20 protein-coding genes are annotated in these 19,458 nt (G+C 62.7%); 10 read left to right on the top strand and 10 right to left on the bottom strand.

The genetic code is table 11. The annotated features are described in order from the left end of the window. Positions 1-3: 3 nt before the first annotated feature. The 4 genes from NKI06_RS04020 to NKI06_RS04005 all read left to right on the top strand — a co-directional run bounded on the left by NKI06_RS04020 (position 4) and on the right by NKI06_RS04005 (position 3,333). Entirely contained in the window at positions 4-1,173 is a 1,170-nt protein-coding gene (locus NKI06_RS04020) for a mandelate racemase/muconate lactonizing enzyme family protein (RefSeq protein WP_023747013.1), read from the top strand. Between the two features lie 2 nt (positions 1,174-1,175). Beyond that, positions 1,176-1,892: a FadR/GntR family transcriptional regulator gene (locus tag NKI06_RS04015; protein WP_023683008.1), complete on the top strand. Its 717-nt coding sequence runs from the start codon at positions 1,176-1,178 to the stop codon at positions 1,890-1,892. Between the two features lie 79 nt (positions 1,893-1,971). Further along, positions 1,972-2,952, top strand: a complete 981-nt coding sequence (locus NKI06_RS04010) for an NAD(P)-dependent oxidoreductase (RefSeq protein ID WP_023737511.1) — start codon at positions 1,972-1,974, stop codon at positions 2,950-2,952. Positions 2,953-2,955: 3 nt separating this feature from the next. Then, a complete protein-coding gene (locus tag NKI06_RS04005; protein WP_023692018.1) occupies positions 2,956-3,333 on the top strand; it encodes a hypothetical protein in 378 nt (125 codons plus the stop codon). Between the two features lie 22 nt (positions 3,334-3,355). Here NKI06_RS04005 and NKI06_RS04000 read toward each other — a convergent pair whose 3' ends face one another. Continuing rightward, positions 3,356-4,651 (bottom strand): amidase, encoded by a 1,296-nt coding sequence (locus NKI06_RS04000; protein ID WP_352984155.1) that lies wholly within the window; start codon positions 4,649-4,651, stop codon positions 3,356-3,358. A 115-nt stretch (positions 4,652-4,766) separates the two neighbouring features. Between NKI06_RS04000 and NKI06_RS03995 the strand changes: the two genes are divergently transcribed. Beyond that, the gene (locus tag NKI06_RS03995; RefSeq protein WP_023747011.1) at positions 4,767-5,114 is read left to right on the top strand and encodes a GFA family protein; all 348 of its coding nucleotides are present in this window, start codon (positions 4,767-4,769) and stop codon (positions 5,112-5,114) included. A gap of 2 nt (positions 5,115-5,116) precedes the next feature. Here the strand turns inward: NKI06_RS03995 and NKI06_RS03990 are convergent, their stop codons facing one another. Continuing rightward, positions 5,117-6,025 (bottom strand): SDR family oxidoreductase, encoded by a 909-nt coding sequence (locus NKI06_RS03990; RefSeq protein WP_352984154.1) that lies wholly within the window; start codon positions 6,023-6,025, stop codon positions 5,117-5,119. Positions 6,026-6,118: 93 nt separating this feature from the next. Between NKI06_RS03990 and NKI06_RS03985 the strand changes: the two genes are divergently transcribed. Continuing rightward, positions 6,119-6,697 (top strand): TetR/AcrR family transcriptional regulator, encoded by a 579-nt coding sequence (locus tag NKI06_RS03985; RefSeq protein ID WP_352624931.1) that lies wholly within the window; start codon positions 6,119-6,121, stop codon positions 6,695-6,697. 38 nt (positions 6,698-6,735) lie between these two features. On the opposite strand, the gene NKI06_RS03980 is transcribed toward NKI06_RS03985, so the two are convergent. The 7 genes from NKI06_RS03980 to NKI06_RS03950 all read right to left on the bottom strand — a co-directional run bounded on the left by NKI06_RS03980 (position 6,736) and on the right by NKI06_RS03950 (position 13,432). After that, positions 6,736-7,821: an ABC transporter ATP-binding protein gene (locus NKI06_RS03980; protein ID WP_023740794.1), complete on the bottom strand. Its 1,086-nt coding sequence runs from the start codon at positions 7,819-7,821 to the stop codon at positions 6,736-6,738. Further along, positions 7,821-8,924 (bottom strand): ABC transporter ATP-binding protein, encoded by a 1,104-nt coding sequence (locus tag NKI06_RS03975; RefSeq protein ID WP_023683000.1) that lies wholly within the window; start codon positions 8,922-8,924, stop codon positions 7,821-7,823. The genes NKI06_RS03980 and NKI06_RS03975 overlap by 1 nt, the downstream gene beginning before the upstream one ends. Continuing rightward, on the bottom strand, positions 8,921-9,142 hold the full coding sequence (locus NKI06_RS03970; protein ID WP_023669846.1) for a hypothetical protein: 222 nt from the start codon (positions 9,140-9,142) through the stop codon (positions 8,921-8,923). Before NKI06_RS03970 ends, NKI06_RS03975 begins: the two co-directional genes overlap by 4 nt. Then, complete coding sequence (locus NKI06_RS03965; RefSeq protein ID WP_352984152.1) at positions 9,139-10,098, bottom strand: carbohydrate ABC transporter permease; 960 nt, start codon at positions 10,096-10,098, stop codon at positions 9,139-9,141. The genes NKI06_RS03970 and NKI06_RS03965 overlap by 4 nt, the downstream gene beginning before the upstream one ends. A gap of 1 nt (position 10,099) precedes the next feature. After that, a complete protein-coding gene (locus NKI06_RS03960; RefSeq protein ID WP_023682997.1) occupies positions 10,100-11,005 on the bottom strand; it encodes a carbohydrate ABC transporter permease in 906 nt (301 codons plus the stop codon). 67 nt (positions 11,006-11,072) lie between these two features. After that, positions 11,073-12,389 carry an ABC transporter substrate-binding protein gene (locus NKI06_RS03955; protein WP_352984150.1) on the bottom strand — a complete coding sequence of 439 codons (1,317 nt, stop codon included), beginning with the start codon at positions 12,387-12,389 and terminating at the stop codon, positions 11,073-11,075. Between the two features lie 359 nt (positions 12,390-12,748). Further along, positions 12,749-13,432 carry a TetR/AcrR family transcriptional regulator gene (locus tag NKI06_RS03950; RefSeq protein ID WP_023704248.1) on the bottom strand — a complete coding sequence of 228 codons (684 nt, stop codon included), beginning with the start codon at positions 13,430-13,432 and terminating at the stop codon, positions 12,749-12,751. 111 nt (positions 13,433-13,543) lie between these two features. On the opposite strand from NKI06_RS03950, the gene NKI06_RS03945 reads away from it, so the two are divergent. Genes NKI06_RS03945 through NKI06_RS03935 form a run of 3 tightly spaced genes read left to right on the top strand, consistent with a single transcriptional unit; the run spans position 13,544 to position 16,027 of the window. Next, entirely contained in the window at positions 13,544-14,740 is a 1,197-nt protein-coding gene (locus NKI06_RS03945) for a Tm-1-like ATP-binding domain-containing protein (RefSeq protein WP_352984149.1), read from the top strand. A gap of 10 nt (positions 14,741-14,750) precedes the next feature. Continuing rightward, positions 14,751-15,614, top strand: coding sequence for a phosphoenolpyruvate hydrolase family protein (locus tag NKI06_RS03940; protein ID WP_023754222.1), 864 nt, complete (start codon positions 14,751-14,753; stop codon positions 15,612-15,614). After that, the gene (locus NKI06_RS03935) at positions 15,611-16,027 is read left to right on the top strand and encodes a cupin domain-containing protein (RefSeq protein WP_023737504.1); all 417 of its coding nucleotides are present in this window, start codon (positions 15,611-15,613) and stop codon (positions 16,025-16,027) included. The genes NKI06_RS03940 and NKI06_RS03935 overlap by 4 nt, the downstream gene beginning before the upstream one ends. A gap of 170 nt (positions 16,028-16,197) precedes the next feature. Here NKI06_RS03935 and NKI06_RS03930 read toward each other — a convergent pair whose 3' ends face one another. Next, a complete protein-coding gene (locus NKI06_RS03930) occupies positions 16,198-17,388 on the bottom strand; it encodes a M24 family metallopeptidase (RefSeq protein ID WP_023804583.1) in 1,191 nt (396 codons plus the stop codon). A gap of 365 nt (positions 17,389-17,753) precedes the next feature. On the opposite strand from NKI06_RS03930, the gene NKI06_RS03925 reads away from it, so the two are divergent. Continuing rightward, positions 17,754-19,355: an ABC transporter substrate-binding protein gene (locus tag NKI06_RS03925; protein ID WP_502900571.1), complete on the top strand. Its 1,602-nt coding sequence runs from the start codon at positions 17,754-17,756 to the stop codon at positions 19,353-19,355. Positions 19,356-19,458 lie beyond the last annotated feature (103 nt).

Genomic DNA, 19,458 nt, shown 5'->3' with positions numbered 1-19,458 from the left:
GGGATGCGCATCAAAACGGTCCAGGCGTGGTGGGTCCGCGTGCCGATTGAGGCCGCGAAGCAGCATCGCAGCGACTTTGGCCAGGTGACGACGTTCGACGCCGCCATCCTGCGCATTGAGACTGACGACGGGCTGATCGGCTGGGGCGAGGGCAAGAACGCCGCCGGCAGCGCCGGCAGCTATGGTGCGCTGGTCTACATGCTGAATCACGAGGTCGGGCCGCAGCTGATCGGCCGCGACCCCGCCGACATCGGCATGATCTGGGAGTTGCTCTACAACGGCGTGCGCCATGACAGTGCCGCGCGCGCCGGCCATGCCATGCCGCAGCTGGCGCGGCGCGGCATGAGCATTGCGGCAATCAGCGCCGTCGATATCGCGCTCTGGGATATTCTGGGCAAGTCGTTGGGACAGCCGGTGTGGCGGCTCATCGGCGGCCGCAAGCTCGACCGCATGCCGGCCTACGCCTCCGGCGGCTGGGCTGCCGCCGACGCTATCGGCGAGCAGCTCAAATCCTACATCGCCAAAGGCGGCTTCAAGGCGCTGAAGATGCGCGTCGGCGCCATGGACGGCGCCCCGCACATTTCCGCCGCCCGCGTCCGCGCCGCACGGCAGGCGCTCGGTCCTGACGTCGAGTTGATGGTCGACGCGCACGGCACCTATACGGTGGCCGAGGCCAAGCGCTTCATCAGCCTGGCCAGCGATCTCGACCTCGCCTGGTTCGAGGAGCCTGTTATCGCCGACGACAAGGCTGGTATGGCCGAGGTGCGCGCCTCGGGTTCGATCCCGATCGCCACCGGCGAAAGCGAAGCGACGCGCTACGCCTTCCGCGATCTCGCGGTGCTGAAATCCGCCGACATCTTCCAGCCGGATCCGGCCTTTTGCGGCGGTATCAGCGAGGCGATGAAGATCGGCACCATCGCCAGTGCCTTCAATCTGCGCTTTGCCCCGCATCTGTGGGCCGGCGCGCCATGCTTCTTCGCCGGCCTGCATGTTTGTGCGGCCTCGCCTGCCAGTTTTACCGTCGAATATTCGCTCGGCGCCAACCCCATGATCCACGATCTTATCGAAGAGACTGTCGAAGCAAGGGACGGTATGATAGCGATCCCTGAAAAGCCGGGTCTGGGATTCACCATTTCGGAGCGGTTCCTGGAGGCGCACGCGCAACGCGGTTGACGATGAAAGAAAAGAACCTTCTCGCCGAACTCGCCGCCTATCTGTTCGCCCATTCGGACAAGGAGAGCGGCCGCACGCCCTCGGAGCGCGAGCTGGCGGAGCATTTCGGTGTCAGCCGCGGCCAGATCCGCGAGGCGCTGGCCATTCTGGAGGCCATGCGCATCGTCGAGCGCCGCGCCAAATCCGGCATCTATGTCGACACCAGGCAGGCCAGTGTAGAAGCCTTGGCTCTTTTCGCCCGCGCGGGCCTGCCGCTCGATCCGGTGCAGATCTACGAGACCGTCGAACTGCGCAAGATCCACGAGATCAAGGCCGCCGAACTTGCCTGTTCGCGTGCCACCGAAGAGAATTTCGAACGCCTGCGGGAGATCCTGAAAGCCTCGGAGGAGTGCATCGCCGCCGGCGAAGGCCTCGCCAAGGAAGACCGCGAATTCCACCTCGAAATCGTGCGGGCGACCAAGAACGGCGTCTTCCACAATATCTGCAGCGTCTATTACCTGATGGGCGAGCAGCGGCTGCCGATCTACTTCAACGATCCCGAGCGCTCAGTGCGCTCGCATGCCGAGCATATCCAGATCTACGAGGCGCTGCTGCGTCGCGACGGCAATCTCGCCCAGGCGCTGATGAGCGCCCACCTGCAAGGCGCGGAAAGCTACTGGAAGGGGATCATCGAGGGCCGCGAGGCGCAAGCGCAAAGCCTGGCATTTGAGAAAGCCTAGAGCAATTCCAGGAAAAGTGTGAAACGGTTTTCCCGGGAAAGCGCGCAGCGCTTTCGCTTGCGACAAACACGAGAGCCCCATGCCCAGAATCCTGTCGACGCACACGCTGCATCCGCGTGCCTCCGCAATGCTGGCGGGCGCCGGTGAACTCGTCGTCGCCTCAGCGCTCGATGCGGCAACGCTGACCGCCGAGGCGAAGCATGCCGACGTCATCATCGTTCGCGCACCGCTGCCGCCGTCGCTGTTCGAAAACGCCACGAAACTCAGAGCAGCGGTCCGCCACGGTGCCGGGCTCGACATGGTGCCCATGGAGGCCGCGGCCGTGGCCGGCGTGCTGGTCGCCAACGTGCCGGCGGTCAATGCGCGTTCGGTCGCTGAATATGTGATGTTCGCGGCCCTTGCCCTGCTTCGGCGCTTCCGTTCGGTCGACCGCGACTTGCGCGCCAAGGGCTGGAATGCCGGCCGCGACCACGCCAGCCATGCCAGCGAGCTTGCCGGCAAGACCATCGGCATCATCGGCTTCGGCGCCATCGGTCAGGCGGTCGCCCATATCGCCGCGCACGGCTTCGGCCTCGACGTCGTGGCGACGACCCGCAGCATGCAGCCGGCACCCGACAGGATCGGCTTCCTGTCGATCGATGCGCTGATCGAACAGAGCGACATTATCGTGCTCTGCTGCCCGCTGACGCCGGAAACGCGCGGCCTGATCAGCCGCGAACGCATTGCCCGCATGAAGCCGGACGCGCTTTTGATCAACATTTCGCGCGGACCGGTGATCGACGACGAGGCGCTGATCGAGGCCTTGCGCCAAGACCGGATCGGCGGCGCCGCACTCGACGTCTTTGCCACGCAGCCGCTGCCGGCAAACCATCCCTATTTCGGTTTCGACAATGTTATCGTCACCCCGCATATGGCGGGGATTACCGAGCAATCGATGATGCGCATGGGCGTGGGCGCGGCCGGCGAGACCTTGCTGGTGCTGGCCAACCGGCTGCCTGTCAATCTGCGCAATCCCGACGTGGTCGAGCATTACCGCAGACGGTTTCCTGCGGACGCGTGAACCATGTCCGGTTTTCGCTTCGCATCTCTGGTTCTGGCAGTGTCGTCGATCGTGGCCTTACCTTCGCTCGCGGCGGCACAAAGCAGCGATTATGTCTATTGCAGCAATGGGATCGTCTGCATGATGGCGCCCTGCCCGTCAGGCAATGCGCTGGATCTGACCACCGGCAATGTCGTTAAAGGCGTGGAGCTCAACACTACGGAATTGCCGCCGCTGGACAGATCGGCACCTGACCTCTCCGACAAGCTTTATGCTGGAAAACTCGTCGTCCGAGGATCGATCCAGCATCGCGGCCAGCCGAACGATCCGCCGATGCTGGTCGTTACCAAAATCGAACGCTCCTCCAAGAAAAGCGAGCGCAAGCGCTGCGCGGCACGTTGACTGCCGACCTACGGCTCGCTGCCTATCGGAGCAGCCGCTCGACTTCAGCCGCGATGCGCAGCAGATGGTGGTCGTGGCCATTGCGCGCCACCAGCATCAGTCCGGCCGGCAGCGTCATGCCGGGCATCGGCAGCGAGATCGCGCAGAGGTCGAACTGGTTGGCGACCTGGGTATTGCGCAGCAGCAGACCTTCGGTGCGTTCACGCAGAGCCGTATCCTCGGCCATCGAAACGATAGTCGGCGCTGTCACCGGCGTGGTCGGCAGAGCTAGCACATCGACCGAACCCAACCGCTCGTCCATGGCTATGCACAGTGCCGCGCGACGACGCATTGCCCTGATATAAACCGGCGTCGGTATGGCCGCCGCCCGCGACAGCGGCCCGCTGACATGGGGATCGACCGGCACCGATGCGCCCGTCGCCAGCCAGTCGGCATGGATTTCAGAACCTTCCATGGCCGCGATCGAGCCGCGTTTGGTGGCCAGGCGCAGATCGGCAATGAGGTCGTCGATCGAAATGTCCGTGAGCCACGCGCCTGCCTGCTCGATCCCGGCAAGGCTGCGATCGAACGCGGCGGCAATCTCCGTTTCCGTGTCTTCGAAAAGCAGGCCGCGCGGAATGCCGACACGAAGCCCGGCAAGCGCTAACGGCAGGTGCAGTTGCGGCATCTGCTCGCCCGTCATCGCGGCGTCAGCCAGGGCACACGCAGCAACACTCAGCGCCAGCGGCCCGATCGAATCCAGCGTCGCAGAAAGGGGATAGGCACCAGTCAGCGGCACGCGCCGCGCCGTCGGCTTGAAACCGACGACGCCGTTCAGCGATGCCGGGATGCGCACCGAACCGCCGGTGTCGGAGCCGATGGAAATGTCGCTCGTCCCCTCGCCAACGGACACGGCGGCGCCCGACGACGAACCGCCCGGAATGCGGCTGGTGTCGGCGGCATTGCCCGGTGTGCCGTAGTGCATGTTGTCGCCGATGGCGGTGAAGGCGAATTCGGTCATGTTGGTCTTGCCGATGATGACGGCGCCGGCCTGGCGCAGACGGTTGACGACCGCAGCGTCGTGCCGACGGGGCGCGGTGTCCCTCAACATCAGCGAACCGGCCGTGGTCGATTCACCGGCGACATCGAACAGATCCTTGATCGAGATGATGGCGCCGTCGAGCGGCCCGAGCGATACGCCGGCCTTCTTGCGCGCATCGGTGGCCTCGGCCGCTGCGCGCGCCGCCTCGGCATAGAGTTTGGTGAACACCTTCTCGCCTGCCGCGCAATTGGCAAGACGTGACAGGATGATCTCGAGACGATCGCGGATTGATTGCATGTCGATGTCGGATTCCGTCAAGGTGGAGCGTCTTTAAGGCATATGGGCCGCTAGTCAGCGGAAGGAATAACCCGGACAGCGTGCCTTTGCACCTGCCAGCGATAGGAAGAGACTGATGCTGTACAAAGGCAGCTGCCACTGCGGCAAGGTAGCGTTCGAATTCAAAGCCGAACTGACCGGCGCCGTGCGGTGCAATTGTTCGATGTGCAGGCGCAAGGGCGTGCTGTTATGCGCCATCCCGCATGACAGCCTGAAGGTGCTCGCATGGGGCGATGATCTCGGCACCTATACGTTCAACAATCACGTATTGGCGCATCGCTTCTGCCGGACCTGCGGCATCCATCCCTTCGCCGAGGATGTCAGTCAGGGCAACGAACGCAGCGCCTACGTCAACCTTAACTGCGTTGCGGATATTGATGCTGCCGGTCTGTCGATTTTCGACTTCGATGGCCGCTCGGTCTAAGCTTACCGGTAACCCGTCGCATCGGCAGGTTTGCCGGCGTCCTGTACCTCCGGAACATAGCGCCAGGCGTCCGGGCGTGAGCCGTCGAGATCGGTAAAGCCATAAATCTGCGCCAACCCACCGCTGGACAGCGACTGGCCGTTCCAGCGCGCACGATCCGGATCCGCCGCAAGCGACGCGACCGCGCGGCCGACAAAGCGCGGCGTTTCGGAAATGACGAAATGCGGCACGTTGGCGGTGGCGTCGCACCAATTGTCTTCAGTGACGCCAAACGCCTCCAGCATCATTTCGGAACGCAGCCATCCGGGCGTCAGCGACACCGAGGTGGCGCCATGCGCAGCAAGATCTTTGGCGTGTGCCCATGCCATTCGGTTCACCGCGACCTTGGCGAGATCGTAGAACGGCGACAGCCGATAGTGATCGGCATTGTACTCGGCGGTGCCGTCAGTGACCTCGACCAGCAGCCCGCCCGGCCGCTCGATCATCAGCGGCAGCGCATGATGCGCGGTGATCAGATGCGTGTCGATGCCGAGCCGCAACAGGCGCAGGCCGTTTTCCAGATTGTGGTCCCAGACCGGCTTATTCCACTCGAACAGCTTTTCGCCGCCCCAGACATCGTTGACCAGAATGTCGAGCCGACCCTGTTCGGCCCGGATGCGCTCGACCAGACTGCGCACATCATCAGTCACCATATGATCGACTTGCACGGCAATGCCCTTGCCGTCATGCGAAGAAACCAGCTCCGCCGTCTCCTCGATGGTTTCGGGCCGGGCATAGTCGGATTGCTGGCTGCGTGTGGTGCGCCCCGTGACATAGACGGTGGCGCCGGCGGCACCGAGCTCAACCGCGATTCCCCGCCCTGCGCCACGCGTGGCGCCGGCGACCAAAGCGACTTTTCCCTGCAATGTCATGGTACGCTCCCAAACGAAACAATGATTAATCCAGCTGGCCTTCGCCGCTCACATTATATATATATGATCATTCGGTTATATCTGGATGTCAAGATGACTCGACCAAAAACGCAATCCGACGAGCAGGTGCTGGAAGCCGCGCTGCGATTGATTCACGATCAAGGCCCCGAGGCGCTCACCTTTGAGCGGCTGGCAAAGGCCTGCGGCCTCTCGGGCGCGACACTGGTGCAGCGCTTTGGAAACAAGGCGCAGCTGAAGCAGCGCACCTTGCTCTGTGCCTGGGGCGGTCTCGACGACAAGACCAGGATGCTGACGGCCACGGTTGCCAAAACCCCGGCAGGCGCCATCGAGCTTCTGGTGGGACTATCGCAGGGCTATGGCGGCATCGAAGCCTATGCCGAAGGCCTGCTCGTGCTGCGCGAGGATCTGCGCGACCCCGTGCTCAGGGCGCGGGGCGCCGCCTGGAAAGCGTTCCTGAGCGAGGCCCTTGCAGCTTGCTTCGCCGGAACGCCCGACACCCCGCGCGACATCGGCCTGCTGATGGCATCGCATTGGCAGGGCTCACTGCTGTGGTGGAGTTTTGACCCGACGATCGAGGTGGCCACCTATGTCGAGGAAAGCCTCAAGTGCTTCGTTGCAGCCATCACCAAGACAGCGGCCCGAAAACCGTGATGGGCCGCTGCGCAAGTTGGGAGTGGATGTAGTCTAAATTAGCTGGCGTGCCGCAAGCTCACGCCGCTGCCCTTGTCGAACAGCACCACCTTGTCCTGATTCCAGGCAAAGCGCACCGGCTGCTCGATCTGGACATCGGTTCTGGCCGGCACCGTGGCGCGCAGCGTCGTGTCGCCGACCCGCAGAGTCAGGATCTTTTCCACGCCATGGTTCTCGACATCGTGGACGCGTGCCTCGACCGGCGCACCGCTTTCAAGATACACATCCTCAGGTCGAATACCGAAGACGAGCGGGCGACCGTCGGTCGCACCGCCCGCCTTGGCACCCCCAGAGAAAGGCAGTTCGAAATTCAGCGGCGCCATCACCGCGCGGCCGTTGACCAGCTTGCCATCGATCAGGTTCATCGGCGGCGAGCCGACGAAGCTCGCCACATAGGTATCGCGCGGATTGTTATAGATCTCGTACGGCGTGCCGGTCTGGATGATGCGGCCATGGTTGAGCACGCCCACCTTGTCGCCCATCGACATCGCCTCGATCTGGTCGTGGGTGACGAACAGGAAGGTGGCGCCAAGCTGGATCTGCAGGTTCTTCAGTTCCGTGCGCAGCGCCTCGCGCAGTTTGGCGTCGAGCGCCGACAGCGGTTCGTCCATCAGGAACACGCGCGGCTTGCGCACGATGGCGCGCCCGATAGAGACGCGCTGCATTTCGCCGCCTGAAAGGCGGTCAGTCTTGCGGTCGAGCAGATGCTCGATCCGCAGTGTCTTGGCCGCCCGCGCAACACGGTCCTTGATCTCGGCATCCGGCAGCCGACGTATCTTCGGCTTCAGCGGAAATTCGAGATTTTCGCGGACCGTATAGCGCGGATAGAGCGAATATTGCTGCAGCACGAGCGCCACGTCGCGCTCGGCCGCACCCCAGTCGGCGACGTCGACGCCGTCGATCAACACCTGACCCTCGGTCGGCTTTTCGAGACCCGCGATCATGCGCAGCGTCGTCGTCTTGCCGGCGCCGGTCTCGCCGAGCAGCACGAAGAACTCGCCATCGGCGATCTCGAGATCGAGCCCGGCCAGTGCGGTGTGGTTGCCGAAGCTCTTGGAAATATTCTTGAGCTGGATATGAGCCATCAGAGCCTCACCTCAAGCGACTTGCCGCTTGCCGTGTCGAAGAAATGTGCTTGCGTCGGATCGATCCTGGCGAAGACCTTTTCGCCCGGGCCGCCGACGAAGCCGCTCTTGGTGCGCGCGCGCAGCATCTTGGAGCCGACCTTGAGATCGACAATGTCGAACGAGCCGAGCGGCTCGACGATCTGTGTCTCGACCGGCAAGAAACCCTCCGCCGCTTCATGGCGCACCAGCACGCCTTCGGGCCGGATGCCGAGCGCCAGCTGGCCGCCGGCATGGCCGTTGAGCTTGGACAAAAGCGTGCGCGGAAATTCGAAGCCGGCGGCAGCGCCACCGACGGTGACCGAGGCCGCCGATGCGGTCTCGGCGATCGCGGCATCGGCGACGTTCATCACCGGGCTGCCGACGAACTGCGCCACGAACAGATTGGCCGGATGCGAATAGACCTCGTCGGGCGAACCGACCTGCTGCAGCACGCCCTCATGCATGATCACGATGCGGTCGGCGAGGCTCATCGCCTCGATCTGGTCGTGCGTGACATAGATGGTGGTCGAGCCCTGTTTGATGTGCAGCCGCTTGATCTCGGCCCGCATCTCTTCGCGCAGCTTGGCGTCGAGGGCGCCGATCGGCTCGTCCATCAGCATCGCCTTCGGCCGCCGCACCAGAGCCCGGCCGATGGCCACACGCTGCATGTCGCCGCCCGACAGCGCCGACGGCTTCTTGGCCAGCAGTTCCGTGATCTGCAGCGTCTTGGCGACCGAGCGCACCTCGCTATCGATCTCGGCCTTGCTCTTGCGCGTCGCGCGCAAGGGAAAAGCAATGTTCTCATAGACGCTCATATGCGGGTAGAGCGAGAACGACTGGAACACCATGGCGATGTCGCGGTCGGCGGCCTTGAGGTGTTGCACCGGCTTGCCGTCGATGAGGATGTCACCGCCGTCGATCGTCTCCAGCCCGGCAACCGCCCTCAATGTCGTCGTCTTGCCGCAACCCGACTGACCGAGCAGCACGATGAACTCGTTGTCGTCGATCTTGAGGTTGAGGTCCTTGATGACCTGGACCGCACCGAAGAATTTCTGGACGCCGCGAAGCTCAATCTGGGTCAATGCTCTGCTCCCGGATTGCGCACCTGGCCGGTACCGGCCTTCTCCGCCGGCGCGATCTTCGAGGTGATGTTGAAGCCGATCAGGCCGATCAGGATGATGGTCACGCCATAGCTGTGCAGCAGCAGGTTCCACGGCTGGCAAAGCGCGATGATGCCGAGGACCATCAGCACCTGAGACCCCGGTTCGAGATATTTCTGGTTGATGGCTCGAAAGCTCATTTGCGGATCGCTCCGAAGGACATGCCGCGCAGCAAATGGTTGCGGAGCAGGAAGGTGAAGATTGCGACCGGCAGCAGGAACAGGAAGGTTCCGGCGGCGATCACCGTCCAGTCGGGCAGGCCGGCGCCGACCTGGCTGGGGATGAAGGGCGGCGCCGTCTGGGCGCGGCGGTTGGTCATGATCAGCGCGAAAGCATACTCGTTCCACGCCGTGATGAAGCAGAAAACCGCGGTCGCGGCGATGCCGGTGGCGGCCTCCGGCAGCACGATCTTGAAGAAGGCTTCCATGCGGGTGTAGCCGTCGACCAGCGCTGCCTCTTCATACTCCTTCGGGATCTCGTCCATGAACCCCTTCATCAGCCACACCGAAAAGGACAGGTTGAAGGCGGTATAAAGGATGATCAGCCCGATATGGGAATCGTTGAGGCCGACGGCCCGGTACATCAGGAACATCGGGATCGCGACCACCACCGGCGGCAGCATGCGCGTCGACAGGATGAAGAAGAGCAGATCCGCCTCCCCATTCACCTTGAAGCGCGAGAAGCCGTAGGCGGTGAAGGTACCCATGCCGACAGCCAGCACCGTCGAGGTGATGGCAATGATCAGCGAGTTCATGAAGCGGCTCGGATAGCCCGACCATTGCACCTGGCCCTTGCCGTCGCGCACGATCTTTTCACCGCCATCGAAGACGACACGTTCCCACCAGGGTGCCGCCGCATACTCTTCCGGCGACGGCGGGTTGCGCATTTGCGAGCGCTTGGTGAACAGCTTGACGAAGGGCGAAATCTCCGGCTGGAACACCACCGTGGGCGGGATGGTCGTGGCAAGGTTGCGCGGCTTGAACGCCGTCGAGGCGATCCAGTAGATCGGCGCCAGGAAGATGATCGTCACCAAAAGGACGGCGACGATGGCGACGCGATTGAAGCCGATTTCGGAAGAAGTGCGGACGGCGGCCATCTCAGCGCTCCTTCACCTTGTTGAGGTACTTGACGTAGATGTTGGTGATGGCCAGCACCATGATCAGCACGATGTAGGCGAGCGCGCAGGAGCGCCCGGTCTGCCATTCCTGGAACGCCATCTTGTACAGCCGGATAGAGATCAGCTCGGCCGTCGGCTGGCTGGTCAGGATATAGGCGAGGTCGAAGGTCTTGAACGCTTCCATGGTGCGGAAGATGACCGCGATCATCAGGATCGGCGCGACCAGCGGCAGCGTGATGCGGAAGAAGGTGTAGAACGGTCCGGCGCGGTCGATCGCCGCTGCTTCGTAGAGATGCTTCGGCACCGCTGAAAGGCCGGCCAGCGACAACAGCATGACAAAGGGCGACCACATCCAGATGTCGGTCAGCGCAACCGCATAGAGCGCCATCTTGGGGTCGGCCAGCCACTCGAAATTGCCGAGGCCAAGCGCATAGTTGATGACCCCCCATGACGGATCATAGAGCAATTTCCAGAACAGACCGACGACGGCCATCGACAGCATCATCGGCAGCAGCAGCAGCGTTGTGATGAGACCCTTGAGGGGAATATCCCTGTTGAGCAGCATGGCCACGCCGAAGCCGACGAGCAGCTGACCCGCGACCGAGATGATGACGTACTTCGCGGTGATGGCGAAGTTGGACCAGACATAGGGGTCGTTGAGCAGGTCGCGATAATTCTGCAGCCCGACGAAATTCGCCGGCGCGTTGGTCGACGCGCGGAAATCGGTGAAGGAATAGCCCAGCGAATAGATCAGCGGGAAAATGTTGAAGACGATCAGGAACAGGATCGTCGGGATTATGAAGAGGTTGCGGATCGACATGTCGCTCAAGCCGCGTGCAGCGGCCCGCGAGGAAGTGTCCAGCGTGGTGATCATCGTGGTCGCCAAGACCCTGCTCCCGTTTCGGAAAAAAGAACGGAGGAGGCACGGATGCCTCCTCCGCGAGAAAAGCTGCTTATTGGCCGCGGCCGTATTTCTTGAACGTCGCGTTCCAGTCGCCTGCGAGCGCGTCCAGCGTTTCCTTGGCGGTGCCTTCGCCGCCGATCATGTAGGGATAGACGCGCTGGTTGAGCTGCTGCAGCAGCTCGGCATATTCCGGCACCGCCCAGAAGTCCTTCACCTTGAACATGGTCTCGTAGAAGGCCTTGTTGTACGGCGTGGCGTTCTGGAACTCCTCCGACTTGAGCACGGCGGCACTGCAGGTGTAGCCGCCGAGCGCCGCCCACTTCTTCTGGGTCTCGTCCTTGATGAACCATTCAAGGAACTTCGTCGCCTCTTCCTGCTTCTTGGAGTAGGAAACGATGGAGATGCCCTGACCGCCGAGTGCGGCGAACTGATCGCCGTTCGGGCCTGGAGGATTGGCGAAGAAGCCGGTGTTCTTGGCGTTCGGGTTCGACGCCTCGTTGATCAGCGAGGGGAAGAACGCGAAGTAGTTCATGCTCATCGCGGCCAGGTTTTCGGTGATCGCCTGATTGTCCTCGACGAAGAACGACTTGGCCCAGCCCGGAGGCGTGAACGTGTAGAGTTCCTTGTAGGCGTCGAGTGCGGCGATTGCCTTGTCGGAGTTGATGAAACCGTCGACCTTGTAGGTCTTGTAGTCACCCAGTTCGCCGCCGAAGGAGAACAGCGCGTTTTCGAAGCCCATCGCCATCGCGTCATAGGAATTGTCGGTGTAGATGGCGATGCCGTATCGCTTCTGATCCGGCCGATAGAAGAACTCCGCGATGTCGCGCAGCGCCTTGAAATCTTTCGGCACCTCGAGATCGTAGCCGTACTTGGCCTTGAAGGCTTCCTTTTCCTTCGGGTCCTCGAACCAGTCCTTGCGATAGGACCAGCCGACAGCGTCGCCCTCGAGCGGGATCGCCCAGTACTTGCTGCTGCCGCCCGGATATTCGGCGTAATATTTCACCGTTGCCGGCGCCATCACTTCGCCAAGCTTGTGCTTGTTGAAGAAGTCGGTCAGGTCGACATAGTGGCCGCCGGTCGAGCCGGCGCCGAGCCATTGCGAGTCGCCGACGACCATATCATAGGCGTCGCCATGGGCGTTGAACTCGGTGAAAGCCTTGGTCTGGAAGTCGGACCAGGGCGTGGTTTCCACCGTGATCTTGACGCCGGTTTCCTTCTCGTACTCGTTGCCGAGTTCCTGCAGATAATTGGCCGGATCCCATTCCGCCCAAAAGATGGTGAGCTCCTTGTCCTGCGCGTAGACGGACGTTCCGCAGGCAAGTACTAAGCCGATACCAGCAAGCAGGCTGGTCAATGTCTTGCGCATAATGATTTCCTCCCTTGTGCGCATTCTACCTTGTCATGCTAGCCGGCGGTGAAGCCGGCCTGGTAGTTCCTCCCGAGATCGCACCTTTCCGGTTCCAAGCCTCCTCGCTTTGCCGGAAACTGGATCGCAGCTCTCACTTTCGATCCGCTTTTTCTGTCCTGATCTGGTATTACCAATTTTGGATAGCCGTCAAGCTCTTTCTTGGATCACCACCGGACCTTGTATAACCGGATTTTTCATGTATCCGACTGTTTTCCCTGAATTTTCCTACTCGTTGATATAGGAGAGCCTTGTTTCGGCACTGCCATCCCGGTTAACATCAATAGTGGGCATCCAAATCTGGTCGAACCAGATTGGCGCTATTTCGCCAATGCCGCCGTCGGGGCCGCATCGATTTCAGCCGTTGATTCCGCCACCGCGGCGCGCACAAGGGCGCCCGCCGCCCATTGCGCGACCGACCGCATGCCGCGGCTATCGAGCCCCCATATATCCTTCAGCACGATCAGCACTTCGACGCCGAACATCATCGACAGCGCCTGCGCCAGGCGCTTGAACTCGCGCGGCGGCAGCCGGCCCTTGAGCGGTGCGATGGCATCCTTCAGCAGCTGGACGCGATGTCCGCGCGTGAATTGCGGCTCGCCGCCCAGCGTGCCCGCCTGCCGCTGCGCCCATTGGTCGAGCGACAGTTTCAGCGCTGCCTTGAAAGTTGCCTCGAAAGCTTCGATGCGCGGCATGGCGGTATCGAACAATTCGGCAACGCGCCGCCCGGCATCGGTGGACGTCGATTGCCAGGTCAGGATCGGCCCAAGCCCCTCGTCAACCACCGCCTGCACCAGGGCTGCCTGGCTGGGGAAATAGCGATAGGCGGTGGCGCGCGACACTTGCGCCGCCTCCGCGACTTCGCTGACCGACGGGGTGACGCCCGCCTGCATCAGCCGCGTCGCCGTCTTCAGCATCAGCCGTTTTGTGCGGGCCCGTGGGCCGCGTTCTGCAGCCTCGTTGGCGTCGTCGTTCCCAGCGGCTTGTTGACGTGAGACTTCCATGTCAATACGATACGCGCGTCTCAAAAAATTGCAATGACCTTTGCCCACCGAAAGGCCGGCAAAGGGCGACAGGCGGCCCGGCGCCGGTCGGCCGGTGACGGGAGAAACGCGATGAAGCGCATCTACGTGGTGGGCACAGCCGACACCAAGGGCGAGGAACTTGCCTTCCTGGCCGATGCTATTGCCGCCACCGGCAGTTCGGTTGCCCGCGTCGACATCGGAACGCGCGGTGCCACGGTGCCGGTCGATATCCCGGCCAGCGAGGTCGCGGCGCATCATCCGGGTGGAGCCAGTGGCGTGCTCGGCATCGATGATCGCGGCACGGCAGTGGCCGGCATGAGCGCCGCCTTCACAAATTTCATTCAGTCGCGCGACGACATATCAGGCGTGATCGGCATTGGCGGCGGCGGCGGCACGTCGATCATCACTGCCGGCATGCGCGCGCTGCCGCTTGGGCTGCCCAAGATCATGGTCTCGACGCTCGCCTCCGGCGACACCGCGCCCTATGTCGACGTCTCCGACATCATCATGATGCCATCGGTCACCGATATGGCGGGACTGAACCGGCTGTCACGCGTCGTGCTGCACAATGCGGCGCAGGCAATCGCCGGCATGGCCGCCAGGCCGGCGCCGACTGCCACCGGCAAGCCGGCACTCGGGCTCACCATGTTCGGCGTCACCACGCCTTGCGTGACCGCCATCGCGGATCAGTTGCGCGCCAACTATGACTGCATGGTTTTCCACGCCACCGGCACCGGCGGCCGCTCGATGGAGAAGCTCGCGGACTCGGGCCTGCTCGCCGGCGTCATCGACATCACCACGACGGAAGTCTGCGACCTGCTGTTCGGCGGCGTGCTGCCGGCGACGGAGGACCGCTTCGGCGCCATCGCCCGCACCAAGCTGCCCTATGTAGGCTCGGTCGGCGCGCTGGACATGGTCAATTTCTGGGCGCCGCCGACCATTCCCGAGAAGTTTAGGGGCCGGCTGTTCTACGAGCACAATCCCAACGTCACACTGATGCGCACCACGGTGGACGAATGCCGCGGTATAGGCGAGTGGATCGGCACCAGGCTCGCTCGCTGCGAGGGCCCTGTGCATTTCCTGATCCCCGAAAAAGGTGTCTCGGCACTCGATATCGAGGGCGGCGCCTTCTTCGACCCCGAAGCCGACGCCGTGCTGTTCGGTGCCATCGAGCGCACCATCAGGCCGAGCGCCACACGCCGGTTCACACGCCTGCCGTTGCACATCAACGATCCGGAATTTGCCAAAGCCGCAACCGCGGCCTTCCTCGACATCCCCAGACAGTGAGAGCCAACAAATGCCCGCAATACCGCGCAAGGACATATTGAAGAAGTTCAAGGCGATGATCGCCGACGGCGTGCCCATCGTCGGGGGCGGCGCCGGCACCGGCCTGTCGGCCAAGGCCGAGGAAGCCGGCGGCATCGACCTCATCATCATCTACAATTCCGGCCGCTACCGCATGGCCGGGCGCGGCTCGGCTGCCGGCCTGCTCGCCTATGGCAACGCCAATGAGATCGTCAAGGAAATGGCCTATGAGGTGCTGCCGGTGGTCAAAAAGACGCCGGTGCTGGCCGGTGTCAACGGCACCGATCCCTTCGTCATCATGCCGTTGCTGCTTGCCGAGCTGAAGACGATGGGCTTTTCAGGCGTGCAGAATTTCCCGACCATCGGCCTGTTCGATGGCAGCATGCGCCAGAGTTTTGAGGAAACCGGCATGGGGTTCGGGCTGGAGGTCGACATGATCGCCGAGGCGCACAAGCTCGATCTTCTGACCACGCCCTATGTCTTCAACCCCGACGAGGCGCGCGCCATGACAAAAGCCGGCGCCGACATTGTCGTCGCCCATATGGGGGTGACGACAGGCGGCTCGATCGGCGCGACGTCGGCCAAGTCGCTCGACGACTGCGTGGTCGAGATCGACGCCATCGCCAACGCGGCGCGCTCGGTGCGCAAGGATGTCATCCTGCTTTGCCATGGCGGGCCGATCTCGATGCCGGATGATGCCCGCTACATCCTCGACCGCTGCAAGGGCCTGCACGGCTTTTATGGCGCGAGTTCGATGGAACGGCTGCCGGCTGAAGCCGCGATCGCCAGGCAGACGGCGGATTTCAAGGCCGTCATGCTGCACGACCAGAAGAAAAAGAAGGGGATGAGATCATGACCGACAAGAGCAAGGTATTCGTATACCCGAAGGACGTGAGCGCCTTCGGCTTTGACTGGGGCAAGCTGTCGCTGACGGTGGCGCCTGAAGTGAATGGCGCTGAGCGCTTTTCCGGCGGTGTCGTCGACCTGCCCTCAGGCAAGGGACACACGCGCCACAACCATCCCGGCGCGGAAGAGATCATCTTCGTTATGTCGGGCAATGGCGAGCAGATGGTCGAGGACGAGGAGGGCAATCCGGTCGTCGCCAAGGTCGGCCCCGGCTGCACCATCTATGTGCCGGAAAGCCGTTTCCATTCGACGCTGAACACGGGCGATGGGCCGATGCAGCTCTTCGTCGTCTATTCGCCGGCTGGACCCGAACTGGTGCTGCGGGAGCTGCCGGATTTCAGGCTGATCCCGGCGGGGAAGTAATCGCGAAAGGCCCCCTTCATCCGGCCGCTTCGCGGCCACCTTCTCCCCGAGGGGAGAAGAGGCAGAAGCCAGCGCCGGCGCAAACTCCTCTCCCCTCGGGGAGAGGTCGGATAGCCCCGAATTGCCCTTCGGAATTCGGATGGCAATCCGGGTGAGGGGGTAGCGCCGAGCTAGGCTATCCCACCTCTATTCCACCCCCGCGCCCGATCCCCAAACATCACATATCCCGTATCCGTCACCGCCAACGTGTCCTCCAACTTGATGAACCCCCGCGTCGGGTGAAGCATGGTCGTCTCCACCGACAGCACCATGTTTGTCTCCAGCGGCTTGGCGGCATAGGTGCCTTCATAGGTCACCGGATGGTTGGTCATCAGGAACGGAGCCTCATGCGTGATCAGCCCCATGCCGTGGGCGAAGAAATCCGTATAGGGCGCGACCTTCGACGCCTTCAGCACGCCCTCCGCGTGCGAAATCATGTCGCCGCCGATGGTGCCTGCCCTCACCTTCGAGAACGCCGCCTGCTGCACTGTCTCGACCTCGGCCAACAGATCTTCCAGTTCGGCATCCGGTTCGCCCAAAATGCCCATGCGGCAGAGGTCGCCAATATAGCCGTGATAATTGCCGCCGGAATCGATCGACAGCACGTCGCCCTTTTTCCAAGCCTGCGGTGACGCCGCGCGGTTGTGGCTGGCGCCCAACGTCAGCAGGCAATATTCGAAATGCGCGCCCCGATTGGTTTCTTCGCGCCGCAGATGCTCGATGATCTCGGCCTTGGTCTTGCCTTCATGCGCCCACTGGATGGTCGCCAGCATGGAATCCGTGATGAGCTCGGAGGCAATACGCAGCTTTTCCAGCTCGGCGTCCGTCTTGATGGCGCGCATGCGCTCCAGCATGCCGGTCGCGTCGATCAGCCTGGCATCCGGCAACGCCTTGCGGATCAGCGCATAGGCGTCCGACGGCAGGAAGGCCGGCTCGATGCCGAGGCGGGCGCCGGCCTTGCCGATCTTGCTGATGTGCTCGACCGCAAGATTGGCAGCATCAAGCGTGCCCCAGCAGGCGGCATGCAGCGTCGGCGTCCAGAACGGGTTGTTCTGGTGCTCGGCGCCTTCCATGCGGTTGCCGATATAGGCGGCATGATCGGGCCCGCCCTTTTCATAGAGGACGATAGGCAGGTAACGGCTATGGCCGATCGCATCCATGGCGGCAAAGAAGATGAACTTGTAGCCGCCGAGCAGATACTGCGTGTTGTGCTTGGACGTCGCGAGCAGAACATCGATGCCGGCCTCTTCCATCAGCCGGTCGACCCTCGCCTGGTCGAACGGGATATTGCTCACGGCGCTCTTGCCCGGGGCAATGTTCATTGTTCTCTCCCTGATTTCCGTGGGATCGCCCGTCGTGCAGCGGCCGATCCCTTGGCTTTCGATCAAATCTGCACCATTTTGCTCACTCTGGTCCAGCCAGAAACAAGGAAAATAGCTTCAGCAGGCAGTCACCAAGTCGTCATTGCTGCACATCAAGGCAATCTGGTCCTACCAGAATACCAGAATGAAAGGGCCACCTCTAAAACTGGTCCAGCGGACGAAAATTTCAAAGCCAAGCAAGGATGCGCCAATTCCGTCTCTGGCGAAACCCTTGGCAAGGGTCATAATCGCCGCGAGGATGCTGACGGGTGCGGCCAGCTTCGAGGGGTGCGCCCATCTGGTCGCGGAGAGGACGGAGGTTGATCATGTCGGATATTTCCAGACGCACGCTGCTTGGCTCAGCTTTGCTGCTGGCCTCCACCGCCATGCCCACATTCAGCTGGGCGCAGACGCCGAAGAAGGGCGGGCGGCTGGTCCTTGCCGCCGATTCCGAACCGCGCAACCTCAATCCGGCGATCGTCGCCTCCAACGGCGTCTTCTTCATCTCCAGCAAGATCGTCGAAACGCTGGCCGAAGCGTCCTTCGACGGCAAGGACGGGCTGCAGCCGCACCTGGCGCTCTCCTGGGAAGGTGCCGCCGACGGGCTGTCGGTGACCTTCAAACTGCGCGACGGCGTCAAATGGCATGACGGCAAGCCGTTCACCTCGGCCGACGTCGCCTTCTCGGCGCTGCAGATCTGGAAGCCGCTGCAAAATCTCGGCCGCACGGTGTTCAAGGACCTGGCCGCCGTCGACACGCCTGACGATCTGACCGCCGTGTTCAAATTCGCCAAGCCGACCCCGTTCCAGCTGATCCGCAACGCCTTGCCGGCGCTGTCGAGCGTGGTGCCGAAACATATCTACGAAGTCGGCAAGATCGAGGACAACCCGGCCAACAACGCACCCATCGGCACCGGGCCGTTCAAGTTCGGCGAATACAAGGCCGGCCAGTATTACAAGCTGACCAGGAACGCGGATTACTGGGCCAAGGACGAGCCGTATCTCGACGAGATCATCTACCAGGTGCTGCCCGACCGCACGTCGGCTGCAGCGGCGCTCGAGGCCGAAGAGATCCAGCTCGCCGCCTTCTCCGCCGTGCCGCTCGCCGATCTCGACCGCATCTCCAAGGTGCCGGGCCTGAAGGTCATCTCCAAGGGCTATGAGGGGCTGACCTATCAGCTTGTCGTCGAGATCAACCATCGCCGCAAGGAACTGGCCGACGTGAAGGTCCGCCAGGCGATCGCGCATGCCATCGACAAGGATTTTGTCGTCAAGACGGTGTTCCTCGGCTATGCCGCTGCCGCCACCGGCCCGGTGCCGAAGAACGACCCGCAATTCTACACCGCCGACGTGCCGACCTATCCCTTCGACGTCGCCAAGGCCAACGCCCTGCTCGATGACGCGGGCTACAAGCGCGCCGACGACGGCAAGCGTTTTGCGCTGAAACTCCTGCCGGCACCCTATTTCAACGAGACCAAGCAGTTCGGCGACTATCTGCGCCAGGCGCTGGCGGCAATCGGCATCGACGCCGTGATCGTCAACAACGACTCGGCCGCGCACATCAAGGCCGTCTACACCGACCACGCCTTCGACCTCGCCGTCGGCCCGCCGGTGTTCCGCGGCGACCCGGCGATCTCAACCACCATCCTGGTGCAGAGCGGCATTCCCGACGGCGTGCCGTTCTCCAACCAGGGCGGCTACAAGAACGCCGCGCTCGACGCGCTGATCGCCAAAGCTTCGGAGACGCTGGATACGTCAGCGCGCACCGACCTCTACAAGGAATTCCAGAAACAGGTCGCGGCGGACCTGCCGCTGATCAACGTCGCCGAATGGAGCTTCATCAGCGTCGCGCGCGAGACGGTGGGGAACATCGCCAACAACCCGCGCTGGGCAGTTTCGAACTGGGCGGACACGTATCTGGAATCGTGACACATTTGCGCGGATGAAAGTTCGCAAAGAAATTGGTGTGAAGGCATGGCGTAGGGCCGCGTTTCGTCACACCGCACCTCTCCCGACTGGCGCAGCGCTATGC

This window comes from Mesorhizobium sp. M0772, assembly GCF_040320135.1.
Lineage (GTDB): Bacteria > Pseudomonadota > Alphaproteobacteria > Rhizobiales > Rhizobiaceae > Mesorhizobium.
The sequence above is the reverse complement of the archived record's forward strand: the minus strand, read 5'-3'. Positions and strand labels throughout refer to the sequence as shown.